Genomic DNA, 19,717 nt, shown 5'->3' with positions numbered 1-19,717 from the left:
AGTGAAAATCGACTAGACTTGTGTTATAATAAGAAAGATTAAAATGTGAAAAAAGGAGATTCCTAATGGGACGTAAATGGGCCAATATCGTAGCCAAGAAAACGGCTAAAGATGGAGCTAACTCTAAAGTATATGCAAAATTTGGTGTAGAAATCTATGTAGCAGCTAAAAAAGGTGATCCAGATCCAGAATCAAACTCAGCTTTGAAATTCGTTATCGACCGTGCTAAACAAGCGCAAGTGCCAAAACACGTTATTGATAAGGCAATCGATAAAGCAAAAGGGAATACAGACGAAACCTTTACAGAAGGGCGTTACGAAGGGTTTGGGCCAAATGGTTCAATGCTCATCGTGGATACCTTGACTTCAAACGTTAACCGTACAGCTGCCAATGTCCGTGCTGCCTTTGGTAAAAATGGTGGAAACATGGGAGCTTCAGGTTCAGTATCTTACCTCTTTGACAACAAGGGTGTCATCGTATTTTCTGGTGACGACGCTGATACTATCTTTGAACTCTTGCTTGAAGCAGATGTCGATGTAGACGATGTAGAATCAGAAGAAGGAACAATCACTGTTTACACAGCTCCAACTGACCTTCACAAAGCTATTGTGGCTTTGCGTGAATCTGGTATCGAAGAATTCCAAGTAACAGAACTTGAGATGATTCCTCAATCAGAAGTTGAGTTGTCAGGGGATGACCTTGAAACCTTTGAAAAACTTTATGGCGTTCTTGAAGACGACGAAGACGTACAAAAAATCTACACAAACGTAGATGGATTCTAATAGAAAAGCGAACAGGCTTAATAGCTGTTCGCTTTTTTGTTATGTTAAACTTTCACTCCATCATCAGTTTTCTCTTTTCTATCCAAGCCTAGGGCAAATTTTCGGATGAGAAGAAACTGGCCGTTTTCCTGCTTTGCGAAAGTGAGTACGACTGTCTTGGTGTTTGAACCGAGGGATAGATAGGTGATTTTCTTAATGTCGTAATCACCTGAGGTTGACTCAATTTCAGAATCTGGTAATCCATGCTTGCTGATGATATCTTTGTAGTTGGAGCCGCCTTTTCCTCTGTTTGCAGTGTCTCCCTCTATCAAAGCATCGAACTGCTCCTGGGTCCAAGAGAAGGTATCGGTATCTTCGATATCCTCTTCATCATGTCTATAATCTGGTAAGTTTCCAAATTCCGCATCCTCTGTTAAAGAGGTCAGACTTCTGTATGGGTGTCGAAAGTTTTTAGCCAAGTCAGTAAAGACACCAGAAGGTAATACTTGCGTCATTAAGACAAGAAAAATGGATAGAATACCTAGGCTTGTTCCGATGATAGCCAATATTTTACGATTTTTGAGACTAAGGCCGATACCAAAAATGCCTAGGGCTATAGCAATAATGGCAAAGAAAAAGGCTAGTATGCTAATGATTGGTAGCCAGGAACCAAGAAGGGCCAAGGTTCCAAAGATGATGGCAAAGATTCCTAAAATTTTTTCTTCTTTTTGTTTCATTTGTGAGTTTCTCATTTCTAATCAGGAAGTGCTCTTATAGGTGTGAGATAGATAGTGTTTATTATAGATAAAATAAGAGCTGATGTCAATTTCTGCTTAGATAGTTCTCATTGAAACTTAAATGTTCATATGAGAACTATTTTTACTTAGAAGGGAGAAAGAATGGATAAACCGATGTTGGTCTTTAAACGTTTTTCAATCCCCAGTCTATTGACTCGGACGACTAATGATATCACGCAGATTCAGATGCTCTTTACCATGGGACTCCAAGTAGTCACTCGTGGTCCTATCATGGCTATTTGGGCCATTGGGAAAATCCTTGGCATGTCAGAATACTGGATTTGGGCAGTAGTGGTGGAGTCATTGTCAACGATCCACAATGCTGACTTGATTCTGGTCATGAAAGAAGGAAACATCATCGAGCAAGGAAATCATGAAGAACTTATGGCTCAGGGTGGTTTCTATGCAGACCTCTACAATAGTCAATTTACAGAAGACCAAGCAGAAGAATAAATCAAAAGAAGGCTTGACGGCCTTCTTTTTCTGCACTATACTAGAGTAGGAGATGCTAGCAGACTGGTTCTGTCAGGCTTCTTGTGTAAAATCTAGAAACAACGAGAAAATAGATGAAAAACTATCAAGAGTGGTACGAGAAGAGGAAATCAAGTCTTCTTCGATATCCACAACTATTGCAATTGATGCGAGTCTTTAATCGTATGATGACAGTTTTGATGCCCTTGGCTTACTTGACACTGTTGGGGACAAACTTTGTAAGTAAAGGGGTTGGGAAAGAACTTTCTGCCTATATTTTAGTTCCAGCTTTAGGATTTGTCCTATTGACGCTTGTTCGTAAGTGGATCAATCAACCGCGTCCTTATGAGACTTGGGAAATTATTCCGCTACTAGACAAGGATAGCCTTGGGAATTCAATGCCCAGCCGCCATGTCTTTTCAGCAACCATCATTTCCATGGCTTGCTTGCATGCAAATCTGCTTGTGGGGTTGGTTTTGTTGGTCTTATCAGCTTTTCTCGGCTTTGTGCGGGTTTTAGGTGGTGTTCATTATCCCAAGGATGTTTTAGTTGGCTACGCCTGTGGCCTCCTTTTGGGAATTCTTTTCTTTATTTTGTAAGAAGCAAAGCAAGTGGGCTTGGCCTCGTAACCACTTACGGGTCAAAAGTGACCACTTGCTTTTTTGCCCTTGTAAAGTCTTCTGGCCTTTGGTATAGTAGATGCAGAAAGGAGATAGGATGAAGTTACGAATCGAGATTGATAGTGAATTAACTGAGACAGAGATTGTCATCAAGGCTGCAGCCCTGACAGATGAGATAGCTGACTTGCAACGACTCTTGCAAGAAACCAAGGCTCCTAGGTTAATCTTTTACAAGGGGACTGGTGAGTATTACTTAGACTTGGCAGAAATCCTCTTCTTTGAGACGGAAGGTAGCAAGATTTACGCCCATACCCAGAAAGAGGCCTACGAGGTTCGACTCAAACTTTATGAGTTAGAGTCCATCCTGCCCCGCTTTTTCAGTCGGGTATCCAAGTCGACCATAGCCAATCTTCGGCAAGTTTACTCAGTTGACAAGTCCTTTTCAGGAACAGGCACTATTTCCTTTTATCAAACCCACAAGGAGGTTCACGTGTCACGACACTACCAATCCCTCCTAAAAGAAAATCTAAGAAACATGAGGTAATAACATGAAAAAGAAAGCATTTGGTATTGTGTTGCTAGTATTGGCAGCTTTAGTATTGTTACAAGGGAATTTTGGTATTCCTTCATTTGGAGGGCAGATTTGGCCCTTGATTGGTATTGGATTTTTTGCCTATCAATCAGTTGAGGCAATTCTTCGTCGTCATTTCACTTCAGCCTCCTTTACAGCCCTAGTAGCCCTCATGATTGCTAATCATTTTTATGACATTTTACCGATTCCCAATCAATCATTGTTCTGGGCGGGAGTGCTAATCGTTCTCGGAGTTGGCATGTTGACTAATTCGAACAAAACATGGAACGAGAAAAAATGGTGGTATGACGCTGAAAAGACCATTCTAACAGAAAAGGAAGTTTCCTTTGGTAGTGGAACTTTTTACAAACAGGACCAAGACTTGGTAGAAGACCAGTTTGAAGTTAGCTGTGGAAATGCTAAGATTTATTATGACAATGCAGAGATGTTAGGCGATAGTGCAACCTTGAAGGTAGAAGTTAGTTTAGGGAATGCAGTTATCTATGTGCCCCAACACTGGAGAGTGGACCTGAAGGTGGAGACTTCTTGTGGAGTAGCTAAGGCAGATGCTCCTGTAGCCCCAACCAGCAAAACCTTGATTATCCGTGGAGAGGTAGCTTTTGGTAAATTAGAAGTTGTCTACGTCAAATAAAAAAAGTCTTCCAATTCCCTTGCCAAAAATAAGAAAGTGTGATAACATAGTACGGTATGTGGTGCTAGCACATCCGCTATATTAGATCTAATAGGAGGAAAACACAATGGCTAAAGTATGTTACTTTACAGGTCGTAAGACTGTATCAGGAAACAACCGTTCACACGCGATGAACCAAACTAAACGTGCCGTAAAACCAAACCTTCAAAAAGTTACTGTTCTTATCGATGGTAAACCTAAAAAAGTTTGGGCTTCAGCTCGTGCTTTGAAATCAGGAAAAGTAGAACGCGTTTAATAAACATGAAAAGACCTACAGGGTCTTTTTTGTTTTGCTCGACAGCTGAAATCATTTGAAAAATCAAGCAAATATCCGATGATACATCATTCTGCTTTTACAGTTGGGCTGAAATATGATAAAATAGAGTATCAACTATTTGAGGTAAAAAAAATGACTGTAAAAATTAATACAAAAGATGGTCAAGTCGAACTGACAGATGATGTGATCGCTACTGTCGTAGGTGGTGCAGCAACTGAAATTTTTGGTGTAGTCGGTATGGCTAGTAAAAATGCCCTCAAAGATAATTTCCAAGCCCTTCTTGGTAAGGAAAATTATTCAAAAGGTGTAGTCGTTAAAGCAGCTGAAGACGGTAGTATTGCAGTTGATGTATATACTGTATTGAGCTACGGTACAAAAATCAGTGAAGTTTCAAAAAACATCCAAGAACGTGTTCGCTTTAGCCTAGAGAACCAACTTGGAATCACTGCTCAAACTGTGAATGTCTACATTCAAAATATTAAAGTTGTAGGAGAATAATCGTGTCAAATATTACTACAAGCTTATTTCAAGAAATGGTACAGGCTGCTTCAACTCGTTTGAACAAGCAAGCCGAATATGTCAATTCATTGAACGTCTTCCCAGTTCCAGACGGAGATACAGGAACAAACATGGGAATGACAATCGAAAATGGTGCTAAAGAAGTAGCAGACAAACCAGCTTCAACTGTTGGTGAGGCTGCAAGTATCTTGGCTAAAGGTCTTTTGATGGGTGCGCGTGGGAACTCAGGAGTTATCACTTCTCAGCTTTTCCGCGGATTTTCACAAGCCATCAAGACAAAAGAAGAGCTAACAGGAAAAGACCTAGCTCTTGCTTTTCAATCAGGTGTTGAGGTTGCCTACAAGGCTGTTATGAAGCCTGTTGAAGGAACAATCTTGACTGTATCACGTGGAGCTGCTATCGGTGCTAAGAAAAAAGCAGAACAGACAGATGACGCAGTTGAAGTGATGCGTGCAGCCTTGGAAGGAGCTAAAGCAGCCCTTGCTAAAACTCCAGAAATGCTTCCAGTATTGAAGGAAGTTGGAGTTGTGGACTCAGGTGGTCAAGGTTTGGTCTTCATCTATGAAGGATTCCTTTCAGCTCTTACTGGTGAATACAGTGCATCTGAAGACTTTGTTGCTACTCCAGCCAATATGGGTGAGATGATCAATGCAGAACACCACAAATCTGTAGCCGGACATGTAGCAACTGAAGACATTACCTTTGGTTACTGTACTGAAATCATGGTTGCCCTCAAGCAAGGTCCAACTTATGCTAAAGAGTTTGACTACGAAGAATTCCGTAACTACTTGAACGAACTTGGGGATTCTCTACTTGTTGTCAATGATGACGAAATCGTTAAAGTTCACGTCCATACAGAAGATCCAGGACTTGTTATGCAAGAAGGTCTTAAATATGGTAGCTTGGTCAAGGTTAAAGTCGATAACATGCGTAACCAACACGAAGCGCAAGTAGAAAAAGAAGCGCAAGTCAGCAAGCCAGCTGAAGAAAAAGAATATGCTCTTATCGCAGTAGTAGCTGGACAAGGCTTGGCAGACATCTTCCGTGCACAAGGTGTGGACTATGTCATCGAAGGTGGACAAACCATGAACCCTTCGACAGAAGATTTTGTCAAAGCTGTTGAGAAAGTCAATGCTCGCAACATCATCTTCTTGCCAAACAACAAAAATATCTTCATGGCAGCTCAATCTGCAGCTGAAGTATTGGAACAACCAGCTGTTGTAGTAGAAGCTCGTACAATTCCTCAAGGATTGACTAGCCTTCTAGCATTTGACCCAAGCAAGTCTATCGAAGAAAACCAAGAACGCATGACTGCAGCCCTTGGCGATGTTGTCAGCGGTAGTGTAACAACAGCCGTTCGTGACACGACTATCGATGGTCTAGAAATTCATGAAAATGACAATCTTGGTATGGTGGATGGTAAGATTCTCGTATCAAATCCTGATATGCACCAAACCTTGACTGAAACATTGAAACATATGTTGGACGAAGACAGTGAAATCGTAACCTTCTATGTTGGAGAAGACGGAAGCGAAGAATTGGCAAATGAAATTGCTCAAGAAATCGCAGAAGAATTCGAAGATGTCGAAGTAGAAATCCACCAAGGTCAACAACCGGTTTACCCATATCTTTTCAGTGTGGAATAAAGATTAAATAATAGAAAAAGAAAGTTGAGAAATCAACTTTCTTTTTTTGTGACATTTGTCATATTTCCTCATGACAGAAGCTTCTAGTGATTCTACCTTCAAAGAATTATACTAGATGTATCAAATGGAGGAAGAAAAAAATGAAACATAAAGTAATTGTCGCAATGAGTTTAGTAGCAGCAGGAGTCATGACTTATCTCATGTTCTCAGGATTGGATGAAGGTTTCTATCATTTTCCTTGGGAGCTATTTGCAGGATTTGGCATGATGTCTTGGTTGATCCGAGAAGGTTTGAAATTAGTCTCAGATGTGAAAAAGGAGTTTGAAAAATGAAAAAAGCGATTCTCTATCTTTTTATTGGACTATCACTAGTGGTATGGTTGGTAGAAATGTTTACAGGTTGGTTTGATCAAGCCTTCCTTCACCAAGTCATTCGCGGTGCTTGGGGTCTAGGATTTATGATTTTTATCGCTTTTCCGATGGGAAAGGAGTGGCTGAAAGGAGAATATCATGAACATGATTAAGGTAGAAAGCCTAAATAAAAACATCAAGGGCAAGGCTATTTTGAAGGATATTTCCTTTGAGGTAGCTGAAGGTGAATGCGTTGCCTTGATTGGGCCCAATGGTGCTGGGAAGACCACACTCTTGGACTGTTTGCTTGGAGATAAACTGGTCACCAGCGGTCAAGTATCCATCCAAGGCTTGCCAGTGACGAGCTCTAAGTTAGACTATACAAGATCCTACCTCCCTCAAGAAAATGTCATTGTTCAGAAATTAAAAGTTAAAGAGTTGATTGCTTTCTTTCAAAGCATTTACCCAAAACCCTTGAGCAACCAGGAAATCGATCAACTATTGCAGTTTGACAAGCAACAAAAAGAACAATTGGCAGAAAAATTGTCAGGTGGGCAAAAGCGTCTCTTCTCTTTTGTCTTGACCTTGATTGGCCGACCAAAGCTTGTCTTTTTGGATGAGCCTACTGCAGCCATGGATACCTCAACTCGTCAACGTTTTTGGGAAATTGTCCAGGATCTAAAAGCGCAGGGAGTCACCATTCTCTATTCATCCCATTATATCGAAGAGGTAGAACATACAGCGGACCGAATCTTGGTCTTGAATAAGGGAGAGTTGATTCGCGATACAACACCTCTAGCCATGCGCAGTGAGGAGATTGAAAAGCACTTTATCCTACCTCTGGCTTATAAGGAAGTCGTTGAACAGTCAAACTTGGTTGAAAACTGGTCACAAAAACAAGATGCTCTACAAGTAGTCACACGCGAAGCAGATGCTTTCTGGCAACTGTTAGTGCAAGCAGGATGTAGGATTCAAGAAATTGAAGTCAATAATCGTAGCTTGTTGGATACAATCTTTGAAGAAACACAAAAAGGAGATGACTAAGATGAAACGATGGATCGCACTAAATAAGATAGAATTTCTATTGACCAAACGACAATTAGTCTATTATCTGTTATCCGTAGGGATGCCGACAGCCTTCTATTTATTCTTTTCAGGTATGTACCAGGACACACCTGGTGGACCAGATAATTTTATGCGCGATTACCTCATCTCCATGACAGCCTTTTCCATGATGTCGACAGCTATGTTTTCATTTCCAGCTGTCTTACATACCGACAAGATCAACAACTGGCAGAAAACATTACGCCATACTCCAGTAAATATGGTAGAATATTATCTATCAAAGATAACAAGTATGATGGTTGATTATTTGGTCTCAATCCTGGTTGTTTTCTCAGTTGGGCACTTGGTCAGAGGTGTAGATATGCCTCTAGGAAACTGGATTGGGGCTGCGTTCTTACTGATTGCGGGAAGTATTGCCTTTGTAGCGCTTGGCTTGACCTTGACACTCTTGCCTTCTAGTCAGCTGATGTCTGTCGTGGGCAATCTTCTCTATCTAGGCTTGGCTGTTTTAGGCGGACTCTGGATGCCCATCTCTTTATTTCCAGACTGGATGCAAGCAATCGGGAAGCGCCTACCAAGCTATCAGTTGATGGAATTAATCAAGACCTTCTTAAATGAGGGTGGCATCAATCTATCAGCCACAATTTATCTACTTGTTTTTTCAGCAGTTTTATTTGGTTTGACCATTTACCTTCAAGGTCATAAGGAGAATGCTTAATGCTTGAAAGACTGAAAAGCATACACTATATGTTTTGGGCCAGTTTGATTTTTATGATTTTCCCCATCCTACCTGTAGTGACTGGGTGGCTTTCTGCCTGGCATTTATTGATTGATATTCTATTTGTAGTGGCGTATTTGGGTATTTTAACAACTAAGAGCCAGCGCCTATCTTGGCTTTTCTGGGGGATCATGCTGACTTATGTAGTTGAGAATACTGCCTTTGTTGCTGTTAATTATATCTGGTTTTTCTTTTTCCTATCCAATCTCTTAAGTTATCATTTCAATGTAGGTGGTTTAAAGTCTTTACATGTCTGGACTTTTCTTCTTGCTCAAGTCCTTGTTTTGGGCCAACTTTTGATTTTTCAGAGAATCGAAGTTGAGTATCTATTCTATCTACTTGTAATTCTTGCTTTTGTCGATTTAATGACTTTTGGTTTGATTCGGATTCGGATTGTGGAGGATTTGAAAGAAGCTCAGGCCAAGCAAAATGCCCAGATAAATCTATTGCTTGCTGAAAATGAACGTAGTCGTATCGGTCAGGATTTGCATGATAGTCTGGGACATACCTTTGCGATGCTGAGTGTCAAGACAGATTTAGCCTTGCAGTTATTTCAGATGCAGGCTTATCCACAGGTGGAAAAGGAATTAAAAGAAATTCACCAGATCAGCAAGGATTCCATGAATGAAGTGCGAACTATCGTGGAAAATCTGAAATCACGGACCCTAGCTTCAGAGCTTGAGACTGTCAAAAAGATGCTAGAGATTGCTGGGATTGAAGTTCAGATTGACAATCACTTGGACAAGGCTAGTTTGACCCAGGATGTAGAGTCGACAGCCGCTATGATTTTGTTAGAACTTGCGACCAATATCATCAAGCATGCCAGAGCTGAAAAAGCCTATCTAAAACTGGAACGTACAGATCAGGAATTAGTCCTGACAGTTAGAGATGACGGGAAAGGATTTGCAACTGTAAAAGGAAATGAACTCCATACAGTCCGTGACCGTGCAGCAGCCTTCTCAGGTCAAGTAGAGCTGGTCAGTTTGAAAGATCCCACAGAGGTGCGCGTGCATCTGCCTTATAAGGAGAGAAAGTAGATGAAAGTATTAGTCGCAGAAGATCAAAGTATGCTTAGAGATGCCATGTGCCAGCTCTTAAGCTTTCAACCAGATGTGGAGACTATCTTGCAGGCGAAAAATGGAGCTGAAGCTATCGAAGTTTTAGGGAAAGAAGCAGTAGATATTGCCATCCTTGACGTCGAAATGCCAGTTAAGACGGGACTAGAAGCGCTCGAGTGGATCAAACAAGAAGTGCCTGAAACCAAGGTAGTTATCGTTACGACCTTTAAACGCCCAGGCTATTTTGAACGAGCGGTCAAAGCAGGAGTCGACGCCTATGTTTTGAAAGAGCGAAGCATCGCCGAACTCATGCAAACCCTGCATACAGTGTTAGAGGGACGCAAGGAATATTCTCCAGAGCTGATGGAAGTCATGATGACCCATCCCAATCCCTTGACTGAGCAAGAAGTAGCTGTTTTGCATGGAGTTGCACAGGGGCTCTCCAACAAAGAAATTGCGGATAAGCTCTACCTCTCAAACGGCACCGTCCGTAATTACATGACCAATATCCTCTCCAAACTAGGCGCCAGCAACCGAACTGAAGCAGCCAAAACTGCCGAAGAAGAAGGCTGGTTGTGAGGGGGAGAGAAAGGAAAAATCTCTTAGAAATGGATCTAAGAGATTTTTCTATTTTTATTTCACCAACTTCTTCATCTCATCAATACGTGCGACTGTCGCATCGTATTTCGCTTGGTAGTCGGCTTGTTTGTCGCGTTCTTTTTGGACGACTTCTGGTTTGGCATTGGCTACGAAGCGTTCGTTAGAGAGCTTCTTACCGACCATATCCAGTTCTTTTTGCCATTTAGCCAGTTCCTTGTCGAGGCGAGCCAATTCTTCTTCTACATTGAGAAGGTCTGCTAGAGGCAAGTAGATTTCTGCCCCTGTGATGACACTTGACATCGCGAGTTCAGGTGCAGGGATGTTTGATGCAATTTCCAGGTGTTCTGGATTTGTGAAGCGTTTGATGTAGTTGACATTGCTGTTAAAGAAAGCTTCCAAGTCGCTATCGCTTGTCTTCACAAGGATTGTGATTGGCTTGCTTGGAGCAACGTTTACTTCCGCACGCGCATTACGAACAGCGCGGATCAAGTCTTTGAGGCTTTCGACACCAGTGTGAGCTGCAAGGTCTTCAAAGGCTGGGTTGACAGTTGGGTATGCTGCTGTAACGATAGAACCTTCTGAGATTTGTCCAAAGATTTCCTCTGTCACGAATGGCATGATTGGGTGAAGGAGACGAAGGATCTTGTCCAAGGTGTATAGGAGAACAGAACGTGTAATGATTTTCTCTTCTTCGTTATCGCTATAAAGGACTTCCTTGGTCAACTCAACGTACCAGTCCGCAAACTCATCCCAGATGAAGTTGTAGAGGATATGACCTGCAACACCAAACTCAAACTTGTCAAAGTTTTCAGTGACTTTTCCGATTGTTTCGTTGAGGTTGTGGAGAATCCAGCGGTCAGTAACGTTTCCAGCTTCCTTGTTAGCAACTTTTTCGACATTGGCAGTTGCTTGTTCAAGGGTCAAGCCTTCATTGTTCATGAGGATGTAGCGAGAGATGTTCCAGATCTTGTTAATGAAGTTCCATGAAGCATCCATTTTCTCGTAAGAGAAGCGCACGTCTTGACCTGGTGCAGAACCGTTTGAAAGGAACCAACGAAGGGCATCGGCACCGTATTTCTCAATAACATCCATTGGGTCAATCCCGTTACCGAGAGATTTAGACATCTTGCGTCCTTGCTCGTCACGGATAAGACCGTGGATAAGAACATTTTGGAATGGCTGACGGCCCGTGAATTCCAATGATTGGAAGATCATACGAGAGACCCAGAAGAAGATGATGTCGTAACCAGTTACCAAGGTTGAAGTTGGGAAGTAACGTTTGAAGTCTTCTGAGTCGACATCAGGCCAGCCCATAGTTGAGAATGGCCAAAGGGCAGAACTGAACCAAGTATCCAAGACGTCTTCGTCCTGAGTCCATCCGTCACCTTCAGGAGCTTCTTCACCGACGTACATTTCACCCTCAGCATTGTACCAAGCAGGGATTTGGTGACCCCACCAGAGCTGACGAGAGATTACCCAGTCGTGGACATTTTCCATCCATTGGAGGAAGGTATCGTTGAAACGAGGAGGATAGAATTCTACCTTATCATCTGTGTCTTGGTTAGCAATGGCATTCTTAGCCAATTGATCCATCTTCACGAACCATTGAGTAGACAAGCGTGGCTCAACTACAACACCTGTACGTTCTGAGTGACCAACACTGTGGACACGTTTTTCGATTTTGATGAGGGCACCGATTTCTTCCAACTTGGCAACGACTGCCTTACGAGCTTCGAAACGGTCCATACCTGCAAATTCGAAAGCAAGCTCGTTCATGGTTCCATCGTCGTTCATCACGTTGACTTGTGGCAAGTTATGGCGTTGACCAACCAAGAAGTCGTTTGGATCGTGGGCAGGTGTGATTTTCACGACACCAGTACCAAACTCAGGATCTGCGTGCTCGTCTCCAACGATTGGAATCAATTTATTAGCGATTGGAAGGATAACATGTTTACCGATCAAGTCCTTGTAGCGTGGGTCTTCTGGATTAACCGCAACGGCAACGTCCCCAAACATAGTCTCAGGACGAGTGGTCGCAACTTCAAGAGCGCGTGAGCCATCTTCCAGTATGTAGTTCATGTGGTAGAAGGCACCTTCAACATCCTTGTGAATCACCTCGATATCAGAAAGGGCTGTGCGAGCTGCTGGGTCCCAGTTGATGATAAACTCACCACGATAGATCCAACCTTTCTTGTAAAGGTCCACAAAGACCTTGCGAACGGCTTTTGACAAACCTTCGTCAAGAGTGAAACGCTCACGAGAGTAGTCTACAGAGAGCCCCATCTTGCCCCATTGTTCCTTGATGGTAGTGGCATATTCGTCTTTCCATTCCCAGACTTTGTCAAGGAATTTTTCACGACCCAGGTCGTAACGCGTAATACCCTCACCACGCAAGCGCTCCTCAACCTTAGCCTGAGTCGCAATCCCAGCGTGGTCCATCCCTGGAAGCCAAAGCGTATCAAAACCTTGCATACGTTTTTGACGGATGATGATATCCTGCAAAGTCGTATCCCAAGCGTGACCAAGGTGGAGTTTACCTGTAACGTTTGGAGGTGGAATGACGATCGAATAAGGCTTAGCCTTTTGATCGCCTGAAGGCTTGAAAACATCAGCATCAAGCCATTTTTGGTAACGACCAGCCTCAACCTCGGCTGGATTGTATTTAGGTGAAAGTTCTTTAGACATGTGTGTGTCCTTTCTCTATTGTTTTCATTTTTTCTTGAATCTGCTTTGCGACTTCTTCTGCAGACAGATTCGTATTATCAATTTTAAGGTAGTAGTGAAGACCACTCGGTTGCTTTTGAGAATTAAGTTGATTTGTTTTATCAGTCTCTAAAATTTCTCTTTCAGATATCTCAAAATTCCGTTTCAAGGGTTTGTATTTCAACCGATTCTCCGTCCGATTGCGACGTAAGCGCTCCTCAAGAGACGTTTCTAATTCAACAAAGAGAATCTCTTGATGATACTCATTTAATAAATCTTGAATATTCTTCAAATACATCAGACGATATTGATTTGAAAAGTCAATTACATCTGTTAAAATCACCGACCGATGATTCCTGGCGCTTGTTCCAAGAAAAGAAAAGTTAACGCTACGAACAAATTCCCACATTTCTTCCGTAAAATCCTGATAAATTTCGAGTGCGAAATCAATTGGTTGATGGTTGAAAAAGAGAGTCGCACCGGTGAGTTTCGAAAGTTCCTGACCAATGGTCATTTTACCTGAGGCTGGAGCTCCAATGATGAAAACATGCATCAATCCGCCTCCCACTCACTCTTCAGCAAGCCATACCTCAAATCATCACAGCGGTTGCCTTGGGCATCTTTGCGATCCCTTATGCGAGCTTCAAGGGTAAAACCAAGTTTCTCAGCGACTCGTTGACTTTGGACATTGTAGCTAAAGCAAGACAATTCAATCTTGTGTAGGTTTAGTTCTTTAAAAGCTAAATCAATCAAGGAACGAGCTGCTTCTGGCACATAACCTCGACCCCAATAGTCTGGGTGCAAGGTATAGCCAATCTCCAGCACATCGTCTTCGTGGCGGTGATTGAAGTCAACAGAACCGATAACCCTATCAGTCCCTTTAACAACAATTCCATAACCAACTGGAAGATTTTCCTTTTGATTGCGTTCAGGAAGGATATGCTCTAGATAATAAATCTCATCTTCCAAGGTCTTAACGGGCGGAAAGCCCGCTGGATAAGAGACTTCTGGCAGACTAGCGTAGGCATGGATATCCTCGGCATCAGCCACGGTACGGACTCGTAAGACAAGTCGGTCAGTCTCTATTCGTTCTGGCAGTTCAGCTCTTGTCATCCTTCTACCTCGCTTTCTACAAAAAAATCGCCCCTGTCATCAATCTGACAGGGACGAATGTGTTTATCCGCGGTACCACCCAATTTCGGGCAGAGCCCGCATCTTTAATCTTCTTGTTTCTCTTTTATGACGTCGTTAGCTCGTCTTGGCGTACTTGAGTACAGCCTGCAACTCGCTGCCTAGTCCTAAAAGGAAACAAAAAGATTTATATTTCAATTTTTAATTTCAACTCACTAGCAACCAGTTTTGACACATTTGTGGACTTCTCAGCACCGCCACTTCCTGTAAAATGTGGGACTCAAAACACCTCTAATGGCTTTATTTTAACAAGTTTTTCACGGAAATGCAAGGGACAAGAAAGATTACTTGAACTTGATGCCGTTTTCTTTTAATTTCTTGATAGTAGCTGGACCGATTCCTTTCAAGGCAAGGAGTTCTTTTTCTGTCCAGTTTTTGAAGTCAGCAGCAGACTTGATCCCTTCATCGTAGAAAGTTTTAGCACGGTCAAGTGGAAGTCCGCCTAGGTCAGCTGCGAAATCTTCAACAGAAGTTGTAAGCTTGTGGGCTTGCTCTTTAGTTGCTTCTACAGCTTTTTCTACTTGCTTAGAGACAGCTTTTCCTGCCTCACTTGCTGCTTTTTCAGCATGCTTCACAACTTTTTTTGTTTCTTCGACAACCTTGTTTACAGCATTTGAAAGTGCACCTGAGCGACGAAGGCTGTTTCTTAATTGTTTTTTACGTTGTAGCTTTTTTGACATGATAAGATCCTTTCAATAAAAAACCCCTGTGATTGAACAAGGATAAATCTTTATGTTTTATTGTATCAACTTTCTTTGGGAAATGCAAGGCTTGTTAGTTTAGAAAGATAGGAGTCCTATAGGGAATTCCGCCTTAGAATAAGAGAATATGATAGAAGAAAAGCGAAAAATATGGTATAATGAAACGATAGATTTTTGAATAGGAATACAATCATGTTTGGATTTTTAAAAAAAGATAAAGTAACAGAAACACCAACAGTGGTGCCAGCGCATATCGGAGTTATCATGGATGGCAATGGTCGTTGGGCTAAAAAACGGATGCAACCGCGTGTCTTTGGTCATAAGGCTGGGATGGATGCTTTGAGAACGGTAGCCATTGCTGCTAGTGATATGGGTGTCAAGGCTATGACTGTTTATGCCTTCTCTACTGAAAATTGGACACGTCCAGACCAGGAAGTCAAGTTTATCATGAACTTGCCTGTTGAATTTTATGATAAGTATGTCCCCGAATTGCACCAAAAGAACATGAAGATCCAAATGATTGGGGAAACCGATCGCTTGCCAAAACAAACTTTTGAATCTTTGAAAAAAGCGGAAGAGTTGACCAAGTTAAACACAGGTTTGATTCTTAACTTTGCCCTTAATTACGGTGGACGAGCTGAGATTACACAAGCGGTCAAGTTGATTGCACAGGATGTTTTGGATGCTAAGGTGAATCCAGGCGATATTACAGAAGAGTTGATTGGGGAATACCTCTTTACAGGGCATTTGCCTAAGGTCTTGCGTGATCCGGACTTAATTATCCGAACGAGTGGGGAGCTTCGCTTGAGCAATTTCTTGCCTTGGCAAGCAGCTTATAGTGAACTTTATTTCACAGATGTTTTGTGGCCTGACTTTGATGAGGAAGCTTTGAAAGAGGCTATTGCAGAGTATAATCGCCGCAATCGTCGATTTGGAGGAGTTTAGGAAGAAGTTATGAAAAAGGATTTTTTAAAGAGAACGATATTTGCCGGTTTGGCTTTAGCAATCTTTATCCCGCTCTTGATGATTGGTGGGCTTTGGTTACAGATTGCTATGGGAATTTTAGCCATGCTTGGGGTTCGTGAATTGCTCCAGATGAAGGGGTTAAATACTATGACTCCTGAGGGCTTGCTGACCTTATTAGCGACTTTCGCACTGACAATCCCCCTAGAAAATTACTTGACATTTTTGCCTGTAGATGGGAATGTTGTCGCATACAGTGTCGTGATTTTTGTCATGCTGGGAGCGACTGTCTTCAGTAAAAACTACACGATTGAAGATGCTGCCTACCCGATTGCCATGAGTTTCTATGTTGGTTTTGGATTCAATGCTTTAGTGGATGCTCGAATCGCAGGCTTGGATAAAGCACTCTTGGCCCTCTGTATCGTATGGGCAACAGATAGTGGTGCCTACTTGGTAGGGATGAATTTCGGTAAGAGAAGATTGGCTCCGAGAGTCTCTCCAAACAAATCAATCGAGGGAGCCTTTGGTGGAATCGTCGGTGCCATGCTTGTCACTCTTATCTTTATGTTAGTGGATAGTACGGTTGCCCTTCCTTACGGGATTTACAAAATGATGCTCTTTGCTATTTTCTTTAGTATTGCAGGTCAATTGGGTGACTTGATTGAGAGTGCCATAAAACGCCATTTTGGAGTCAAGGACTCAGGGTTCTTTATCCCAGGGCATGGTGGAGTGATGGATCGCTTTGACTCTATGTTAGCCGTTTTCCCTATTATGCACCTCTTTGGCTTATTTTAAGGAAAGGTGAACAAATATTAAATGTTAGGATTATTAACCTTTATCCTTGTTTTTGGGATTATCGTGGTGGTCCACGAATTCGGCCATTTCTACTTTGCTAAGAAGTCTGGAATTCTGGTTCGTGAATTTGCCATTGGTATGGGTCCGAAGATTTTTGCCCATATCGGGAAAGACGGAACTGCTTACACGATTCGTCTCTTGCCGCTTGGTGGTTATGTCCGTATGGCAGGTTGGGGCGAGGATGCTACAGAGATTAAGACAGGAACTCCTGTGAGTTTGACTTTGGCTGAAGATGGCAAGGTTAAGCGCATCAATCTTTCTGGTAAGAAGGTCGACCAAACGGCTCTTCCTATGCAGGTAACCCAGTTTGACTTTGAGGATAAACTCTTTATCACAGGTCTGGTTTTGGAAGAGGAAAAAACTTTCTCAGTAGACCATGATGCGACTATTGTAGAAGCTGATGGGACGGAAGTTCGTATCGCTCCGCTAGATGTTCAGTATCAAAATGCGACTGTCTGGGGCAAGCTTATTACCAACTTTGCAGGACCTATGAACAACTTCATTTTAGGTGTTATCGTCTTTTGGATCTTGATTTTCATGCAAGGTGGCGTTCGTGATACGCAAACGAATAACTTCAGTATTCTTCCCGATAGTGCATTAACCAAGGTCGGTATTGAAAATACGGCACAAATCACTAAAGTCGGTTCACACGAAATCAGTAACTGGCAAGATTTGATTCAGGCTGTTGAAGCAGAGACCAAAGATAAAACAGCACCTGTATTGGATGTCACAGTCTCTGAAAATGGAACTGAAAAACAGGTCAGTGTGTCACCTGTTGAGAACCAAGGACGTTATATTCTAGGGGTTCAACCGAGACTCAAATCCGATACCTGGTCTATGTTTGTAGGTGGATTTACCAGTGCGGCTGACTCAGCCTTGCGCATTCTCAATGCTTTGAAAAGCTTGATCTTCCAACCTGATTTGAATAAATTAGGTGGTCCTGTTGCTATCTTTAAGGCAAGTAGTGATGCCGCTAAAAATGGTCTTGAAAATGTCTTATTCTTCTTGGCAATGATTTCCATCAATATCGGGATTTTCAACTTGATTCCGATCCCGGCACTAGATGGTGGAAAAATTGTGCTCAACATCATTGAAGCCATTCGCCGTAAACCACTAAAACAAGAAATTGAAACCTATGTTACTCTAGTTGGAGTTGTGATTATGGTTGTCTTGATGATCGCCGTAACCTGGAACGACATCATGCGTACCTTCTTTTAAGAATTAGAGGAAAAATATGAAACAAAGTAAAATGCTAATCCCAACGCTTCGCGAAATGCCAAGCGATGCTCAAGTTATCAGCCACGCCCTTATGTTGCGTGCTGGTTATGTTCGTCAAGTATCAGCAGGAGTCTATTCTTACCTGCCACTTGCTAACCGTGTTATTGAAAAAGCTAAGAAAATCATGCGCCAGGAATTTGACAAGATTGGTGCGGTTGAGATGTTGACTCCAGCCCTTCTCAGTGCGGATCTTTGGCGTGAGTCTGGCCGTTATGATACTTACGGTGAAGACTTGTACAAATTGAAAAACCGTGAAGGTTCTGACTTTATTCTAGGTCCTACTCACGAAGAAACTTTCACAGCGATTGTCCGTGATTCTGTCAAGTCTTACAAGCAATTGCCACTAAACTTGTACCAAATCCAACCTAAATACCGTGATGAAAAACGTCCACGTAATGGACTTCTCCGTACGCGTGAATTCATCATGAAAGATGGCTATAGCTTCCATGCTAACTACGATAGTTTGGATGTAACTTATGATGAGTATAAGGCAGCTTATGAGCGTATCTTCACTCGTAGTGGTTTAGACTTCAAAGCCATCATCGGTGATGGTGGAGCTATGGGTGGTAAGGATAGCCAAGAGTTTATGGCCATCACACCTGCTCGTACAGATCTTGACCGTTGGGTGGTGTTAGACAAGTCAGTCGCATCATTTGATGAGATTCCTGCAGAAGTGCAAGAAGAAATCAAGGCAGAATTGCTCAAATGGATGGTTTCTGGTGAAGATACCATTGCCTACTCAAGTGAGTCAAGCTATGCAGCCAACTTGGAAATGGCAACCAACGAGTACAAACCGAGCAACCGTGTTGTGACTGAAGATCAAGTAGCACGTGTGGAAACACCAGGTGTCAAATCGATTGATGAAGTTGCTGCTTTCTTGAATGTCTCTGAAGAGCAAACAATCAAGACCTTGGTTTATATCGCAGACGAGGAGCCAGTTGTTGCCCTACTCGTTGGCAATGATCAACTAAATGAAGTCAAATTGAAAAACTACCTTGGAGCAGACTTCTTGGAACCCGCAACCGAGGCGGAAGTGAAAGAATTGTTGGGAGCAGACTTTGGTTCACTTGGGCCAGTCAATCTTCCAGAAAATGTTAAGATTATCGCAGACCGCAAGGTGCAAGATAGTCGCAATGCTGTTGTAGGTGCTAACGAAGATGGTTACCACTTGACTGGTGTCAACCCAGGTCGTGACTTCACTGCTGAGTATGTCGATATCCGTGAAGTTCGTGAGGGCGAAATCTCTCCTGACGGACAAGGTGTTCTCAACTTTGCACGTGGTATCGAGATTGGTCACATTTTTAAACTTGGGACTCGTTACTCAGCAAGTATGGGAGCAGATGTCTTGGACGAAAACGGTCGTGCAGTTCCAATCATCATGGGCTGCTACGGTATCGGTGTTAGTCGTCTCCTTTCAGCAGTTATGGAACAACATGCTCGCCTCTTTGTCAATAAAACTCCAAAAGGTGAATACCGTTACGCTTGGGGAATCAACTTCCCTAAAGAATTGGCGCCATTTGATGTGCACTTGATTCCAGTTAACGTCAAGGATGAAGAAAGTCTTGCATTGACAAATCGTATCGAAGAAGCTTTGGTAAATAAAGGCTACGAAGTCTTGACGGATGACCGTAACGAACGTGTCGGTGTTAAATTTAGCGATAGCGACTTGATTGGTCTTCCAATCCGTATCACTGTCGGTAAAAAAGCAGCTGATGGTATCGTAGAAGTTAAGATTAAGGCAACTGGAGATACTATCGAAGTTCACGCTGATAACTTACTTGAAACTCTTGAAATCCTAACAAATAAATAAAATCTATAATCA

At 42.4% G+C, this 19,717-nt stretch carries 22 protein-coding genes and 2 pseudogenes; 19 read left to right on the top strand and 5 right to left on the bottom strand.

Going from position 1 to position 19,717, the window contains the following annotated elements:
- The first annotated feature begins 65 nt into the window (after nt 1-65).
- Nucleotides 66-782, top strand: coding sequence for a YebC/PmpR family DNA-binding transcriptional regulator (locus tag NML75_RS01245; RefSeq protein WP_254731376.1), 717 nt, complete (start codon nt 66-68; stop codon nt 780-782).
- Between the two features lie 44 nt (nt 783-826).
- Here the strand turns inward: NML75_RS01245 and NML75_RS01240 are convergent, their stop codons facing one another.
- Nucleotides 827-1,498 (bottom strand): CD20-like domain-containing protein, encoded by a 672-nt coding sequence (locus NML75_RS01240; RefSeq protein WP_254731372.1) that lies wholly within the window; start codon nt 1,496-1,498, stop codon nt 827-829.
- A gap of 186 nt (nt 1,499-1,684) precedes the next feature.
- Here NML75_RS01240 and NML75_RS01235 point away from each other — a divergent pair.
- The 14 genes and pseudogenes from NML75_RS01235 to NML75_RS01170 form a co-directional block, all read left to right on the top strand.
- Nucleotides 1,685-1,855: pseudogene (locus tag NML75_RS01235) on the top strand (ABC transporter ATP-binding protein); the annotation flags it as partial.
- Nucleotides 1,847-2,011 (top strand): annotated as a pseudogene (locus NML75_RS01230) (ABC transporter ATP-binding protein); the annotation flags it as partial. The pseudogenes NML75_RS01235 and NML75_RS01230, both read left to right, overlap by 9 nt.
- A 113-nt stretch (nt 2,012-2,124) precedes the next feature.
- A complete protein-coding gene (locus NML75_RS01225) occupies nt 2,125-2,628 on the top strand; it encodes a phosphatase PAP2 family protein (protein WP_254731369.1) in 504 nt (167 codons plus the stop codon).
- Nucleotides 2,629-2,746: 118 nt separating this feature from the next.
- Entirely contained in the window at nt 2,747-3,193 is a 447-nt protein-coding gene (locus NML75_RS01220) for a LytTR family DNA-binding domain-containing protein (RefSeq protein WP_254731366.1), read from the top strand.
- Between the two features lie 4 nt (nt 3,194-3,197).
- Nucleotides 3,198-3,872: a LiaF transmembrane domain-containing protein gene (locus tag NML75_RS01215; protein ID WP_036758119.1), complete on the top strand. Its 675-nt coding sequence runs from the start codon at nt 3,198-3,200 to the stop codon at nt 3,870-3,872.
- A 106-nt stretch (nt 3,873-3,978) separates the two neighbouring features.
- Nucleotides 3,979-4,167, top strand: coding sequence for a 50S ribosomal protein L28 (gene rpmB, locus NML75_RS01210; protein WP_001140948.1), 189 nt, complete (start codon nt 3,979-3,981; stop codon nt 4,165-4,167).
- Nucleotides 4,168-4,320: 153 nt separating this feature from the next.
- Nucleotides 4,321-4,686: an Asp23/Gls24 family envelope stress response protein gene (locus tag NML75_RS01205; RefSeq protein WP_000216443.1), complete on the top strand. Its 366-nt coding sequence runs from the start codon at nt 4,321-4,323 to the stop codon at nt 4,684-4,686.
- 2 nt (nt 4,687-4,688) lie between these two features.
- Nucleotides 4,689-6,353, top strand: coding sequence for a DAK2 domain-containing protein (locus NML75_RS01200; RefSeq protein ID WP_225749942.1), 1,665 nt, complete (start codon nt 4,689-4,691; stop codon nt 6,351-6,353).
- A gap of 140 nt (nt 6,354-6,493) precedes the next feature.
- Complete coding sequence (locus NML75_RS01195) at nt 6,494-6,685, top strand: hypothetical protein (RefSeq protein WP_000681201.1); 192 nt, start codon at nt 6,494-6,496, stop codon at nt 6,683-6,685.
- Entirely contained in the window at nt 6,682-6,876 is a 195-nt protein-coding gene (locus tag NML75_RS01190; RefSeq protein ID WP_004250555.1) for a hypothetical protein, read from the top strand. The genes NML75_RS01195 and NML75_RS01190 overlap by 4 nt, the downstream gene beginning before the upstream one ends.
- Nucleotides 6,863-7,747, top strand: a complete 885-nt coding sequence (locus NML75_RS01185) for an ABC transporter ATP-binding protein (protein ID WP_254731363.1) — start codon at nt 6,863-6,865, stop codon at nt 7,745-7,747. Before NML75_RS01190 ends, NML75_RS01185 begins: the two co-directional genes overlap by 14 nt.
- A 1-nt stretch (nt 7,748) precedes the next feature.
- A complete protein-coding gene (locus NML75_RS01180) occupies nt 7,749-8,486 on the top strand; it encodes an ABC transporter permease (RefSeq protein WP_254731360.1) in 738 nt (245 codons plus the stop codon).
- The gene (locus NML75_RS01175) at nt 8,486-9,583 is read left to right on the top strand and encodes a sensor histidine kinase (RefSeq protein WP_254731357.1); all 1,098 of its coding nucleotides are present in this window, start codon (nt 8,486-8,488) and stop codon (nt 9,581-9,583) included. Before NML75_RS01180 ends, NML75_RS01175 begins: the two co-directional genes overlap by 1 nt.
- A complete protein-coding gene (locus tag NML75_RS01170; RefSeq protein ID WP_254731354.1) occupies nt 9,584-10,183 on the top strand; it encodes a response regulator transcription factor in 600 nt (199 codons plus the stop codon).
- A 54-nt stretch (nt 10,184-10,237) separates the two neighbouring features.
- Here NML75_RS01170 and NML75_RS01165 read toward each other — a convergent pair whose 3' ends face one another.
- The 4 genes from NML75_RS01165 to NML75_RS01150 all read right to left on the bottom strand — a co-directional run bounded on the left by NML75_RS01165 (nt 10,238) and on the right by NML75_RS01150 (nt 14,778).
- Nucleotides 10,238-12,889, bottom strand: a complete 2,652-nt coding sequence (locus NML75_RS01165) for a valine--tRNA ligase (protein ID WP_254731351.1) — start codon at nt 12,887-12,889, stop codon at nt 10,238-10,240.
- On the bottom strand, nt 12,882-13,460 hold the full coding sequence (locus tag NML75_RS01160) for an AAA family ATPase (protein ID WP_036758101.1): 579 nt from the start codon (nt 13,458-13,460) through the stop codon (nt 12,882-12,884). The genes NML75_RS01165 and NML75_RS01160 overlap by 8 nt, the downstream gene beginning before the upstream one ends.
- On the bottom strand, nt 13,460-14,020 hold the full coding sequence (locus tag NML75_RS01155; protein WP_036758099.1) for a GNAT family N-acetyltransferase: 561 nt from the start codon (nt 14,018-14,020) through the stop codon (nt 13,460-13,462). Before NML75_RS01155 ends, NML75_RS01160 begins: the two co-directional genes overlap by 1 nt.
- A gap of 362 nt (nt 14,021-14,382) precedes the next feature.
- Nucleotides 14,383-14,778: a helix-hairpin-helix domain-containing protein gene (locus NML75_RS01150; protein ID WP_004250587.1), complete on the bottom strand. Its 396-nt coding sequence runs from the start codon at nt 14,776-14,778 to the stop codon at nt 14,383-14,385.
- Nucleotides 14,779-14,991: 213 nt separating this feature from the next.
- On the opposite strand from NML75_RS01150, the gene NML75_RS01145 reads away from it, so the two are divergent.
- From NML75_RS01145 to NML75_RS01130, 4 genes are read left to right on the top strand one after another with little or no spacing between them, the layout of a single operon-like run.
- Nucleotides 14,992-15,744: an isoprenyl transferase gene (locus tag NML75_RS01145; protein WP_254731348.1), complete on the top strand. Its 753-nt coding sequence runs from the start codon at nt 14,992-14,994 to the stop codon at nt 15,742-15,744.
- A 9-nt stretch (nt 15,745-15,753) separates the two neighbouring features.
- Nucleotides 15,754-16,557: a phosphatidate cytidylyltransferase gene (locus tag NML75_RS01140; protein WP_254731345.1), complete on the top strand. Its 804-nt coding sequence runs from the start codon at nt 15,754-15,756 to the stop codon at nt 16,555-16,557.
- 21 nt (nt 16,558-16,578) lie between these two features.
- A complete protein-coding gene (gene rseP, locus NML75_RS01135; protein ID WP_254731342.1) occupies nt 16,579-17,835 on the top strand; it encodes an RIP metalloprotease RseP in 1,257 nt (418 codons plus the stop codon).
- Nucleotides 17,836-17,851: 16 nt separating this feature from the next.
- Nucleotides 17,852-19,705 carry a proline--tRNA ligase gene (locus NML75_RS01130; RefSeq protein WP_254731339.1) on the top strand — a complete coding sequence of 618 codons (1,854 nt, stop codon included), beginning with the start codon at nt 17,852-17,854 and terminating at the stop codon, nt 19,703-19,705.
- Nucleotides 19,706-19,717 lie beyond the last annotated feature (12 nt).

This window comes from Streptococcus sp. CF4-3 (genome assembly GCF_024295385.1).
Classification (GTDB): Bacteria; Bacillota; Bacilli; order Lactobacillales; family Streptococcaceae; genus Streptococcus; species Streptococcus infantis_I.
The sequence above is the reverse complement of the archived record's forward strand: the minus strand, read 5'-3'. Positions and strand labels throughout refer to the sequence as shown.

What these genes read in the sequence shown, in the direction of transcription:
- NML75_RS01150 (WP_004250587.1), bottom strand. Translation starts at nt 14,778, where the DNA reads ATGTCAAAAAAGCTACAACGTAAAAAACAATTAAGAAACAGCCTTCGT.
- NML75_RS01225 (WP_254731369.1), top strand. Translation starts at nt 2,125, where the DNA reads ATGAAAAACTATCAAGAGTGGTACGAGAAGAGGAAATCAAGTCTTCTT.
- NML75_RS01165 (WP_254731351.1), bottom strand. Translation starts at nt 12,889, where the DNA reads ATGTCTAAAGAACTTTCACCTAAATACAATCCAGCCGAGGTTGAGGCT.
- NML75_RS01185 (WP_254731363.1), top strand. Translation starts at nt 6,863, where the DNA reads ATGAACATGATTAAGGTAGAAAGCCTAAATAAAAACATCAAGGGCAAG.
- NML75_RS01130 (WP_254731339.1), top strand. Translation starts at nt 17,852, where the DNA reads ATGAAACAAAGTAAAATGCTAATCCCAACGCTTCGCGAAATGCCAAGC.
- NML75_RS01215 (WP_036758119.1), top strand. Translation starts at nt 3,198, where the DNA reads ATGAAAAAGAAAGCATTTGGTATTGTGTTGCTAGTATTGGCAGCTTTA.
- NML75_RS01155 (WP_036758099.1), bottom strand. Translation starts at nt 14,020, where the DNA reads ATGACAAGAGCTGAACTGCCAGAACGAATAGAGACTGACCGACTTGTC.
- NML75_RS01160 (WP_036758101.1), bottom strand. Translation starts at nt 13,460, where the DNA reads ATGCATGTTTTCATCATTGGAGCTCCAGCCTCAGGTAAAATGACCATT.
- NML75_RS01220 (WP_254731366.1), top strand. Translation starts at nt 2,747, where the DNA reads ATGAAGTTACGAATCGAGATTGATAGTGAATTAACTGAGACAGAGATT.
- NML75_RS01140 (WP_254731345.1), top strand. Translation starts at nt 15,754, where the DNA reads ATGAAAAAGGATTTTTTAAAGAGAACGATATTTGCCGGTTTGGCTTTA.
- NML75_RS01205 (WP_000216443.1), top strand. Translation starts at nt 4,321, where the DNA reads ATGACTGTAAAAATTAATACAAAAGATGGTCAAGTCGAACTGACAGAT.
- NML75_RS01170 (WP_254731354.1), top strand. Translation starts at nt 9,584, where the DNA reads ATGAAAGTATTAGTCGCAGAAGATCAAAGTATGCTTAGAGATGCCATG.
- NML75_RS01190 (WP_004250555.1), top strand. Translation starts at nt 6,682, where the DNA reads ATGAAAAAAGCGATTCTCTATCTTTTTATTGGACTATCACTAGTGGTA.
- NML75_RS01175 (WP_254731357.1), top strand. Translation starts at nt 8,486, where the DNA reads ATGCTTGAAAGACTGAAAAGCATACACTATATGTTTTGGGCCAGTTTG.
- NML75_RS01240 (WP_254731372.1), bottom strand. Translation starts at nt 1,498, where the DNA reads ATGAAACAAAAAGAAGAAAAAATTTTAGGAATCTTTGCCATCATCTTT.
- NML75_RS01195 (WP_000681201.1), top strand. Translation starts at nt 6,494, where the DNA reads ATGAAACATAAAGTAATTGTCGCAATGAGTTTAGTAGCAGCAGGAGTC.
- rpmB (WP_001140948.1), top strand. Translation starts at nt 3,979, where the DNA reads ATGGCTAAAGTATGTTACTTTACAGGTCGTAAGACTGTATCAGGAAAC.
- rseP (WP_254731342.1), top strand. Translation starts at nt 16,579, where the DNA reads ATGTTAGGATTATTAACCTTTATCCTTGTTTTTGGGATTATCGTGGTG.
- NML75_RS01245 (WP_254731376.1), top strand. Translation starts at nt 66, where the DNA reads ATGGGACGTAAATGGGCCAATATCGTAGCCAAGAAAACGGCTAAAGAT.
- NML75_RS01145 (WP_254731348.1), top strand. Translation starts at nt 14,992, where the DNA reads ATGTTTGGATTTTTAAAAAAAGATAAAGTAACAGAAACACCAACAGTG.
- NML75_RS01180 (WP_254731360.1), top strand. Translation starts at nt 7,749, where the DNA reads ATGAAACGATGGATCGCACTAAATAAGATAGAATTTCTATTGACCAAA.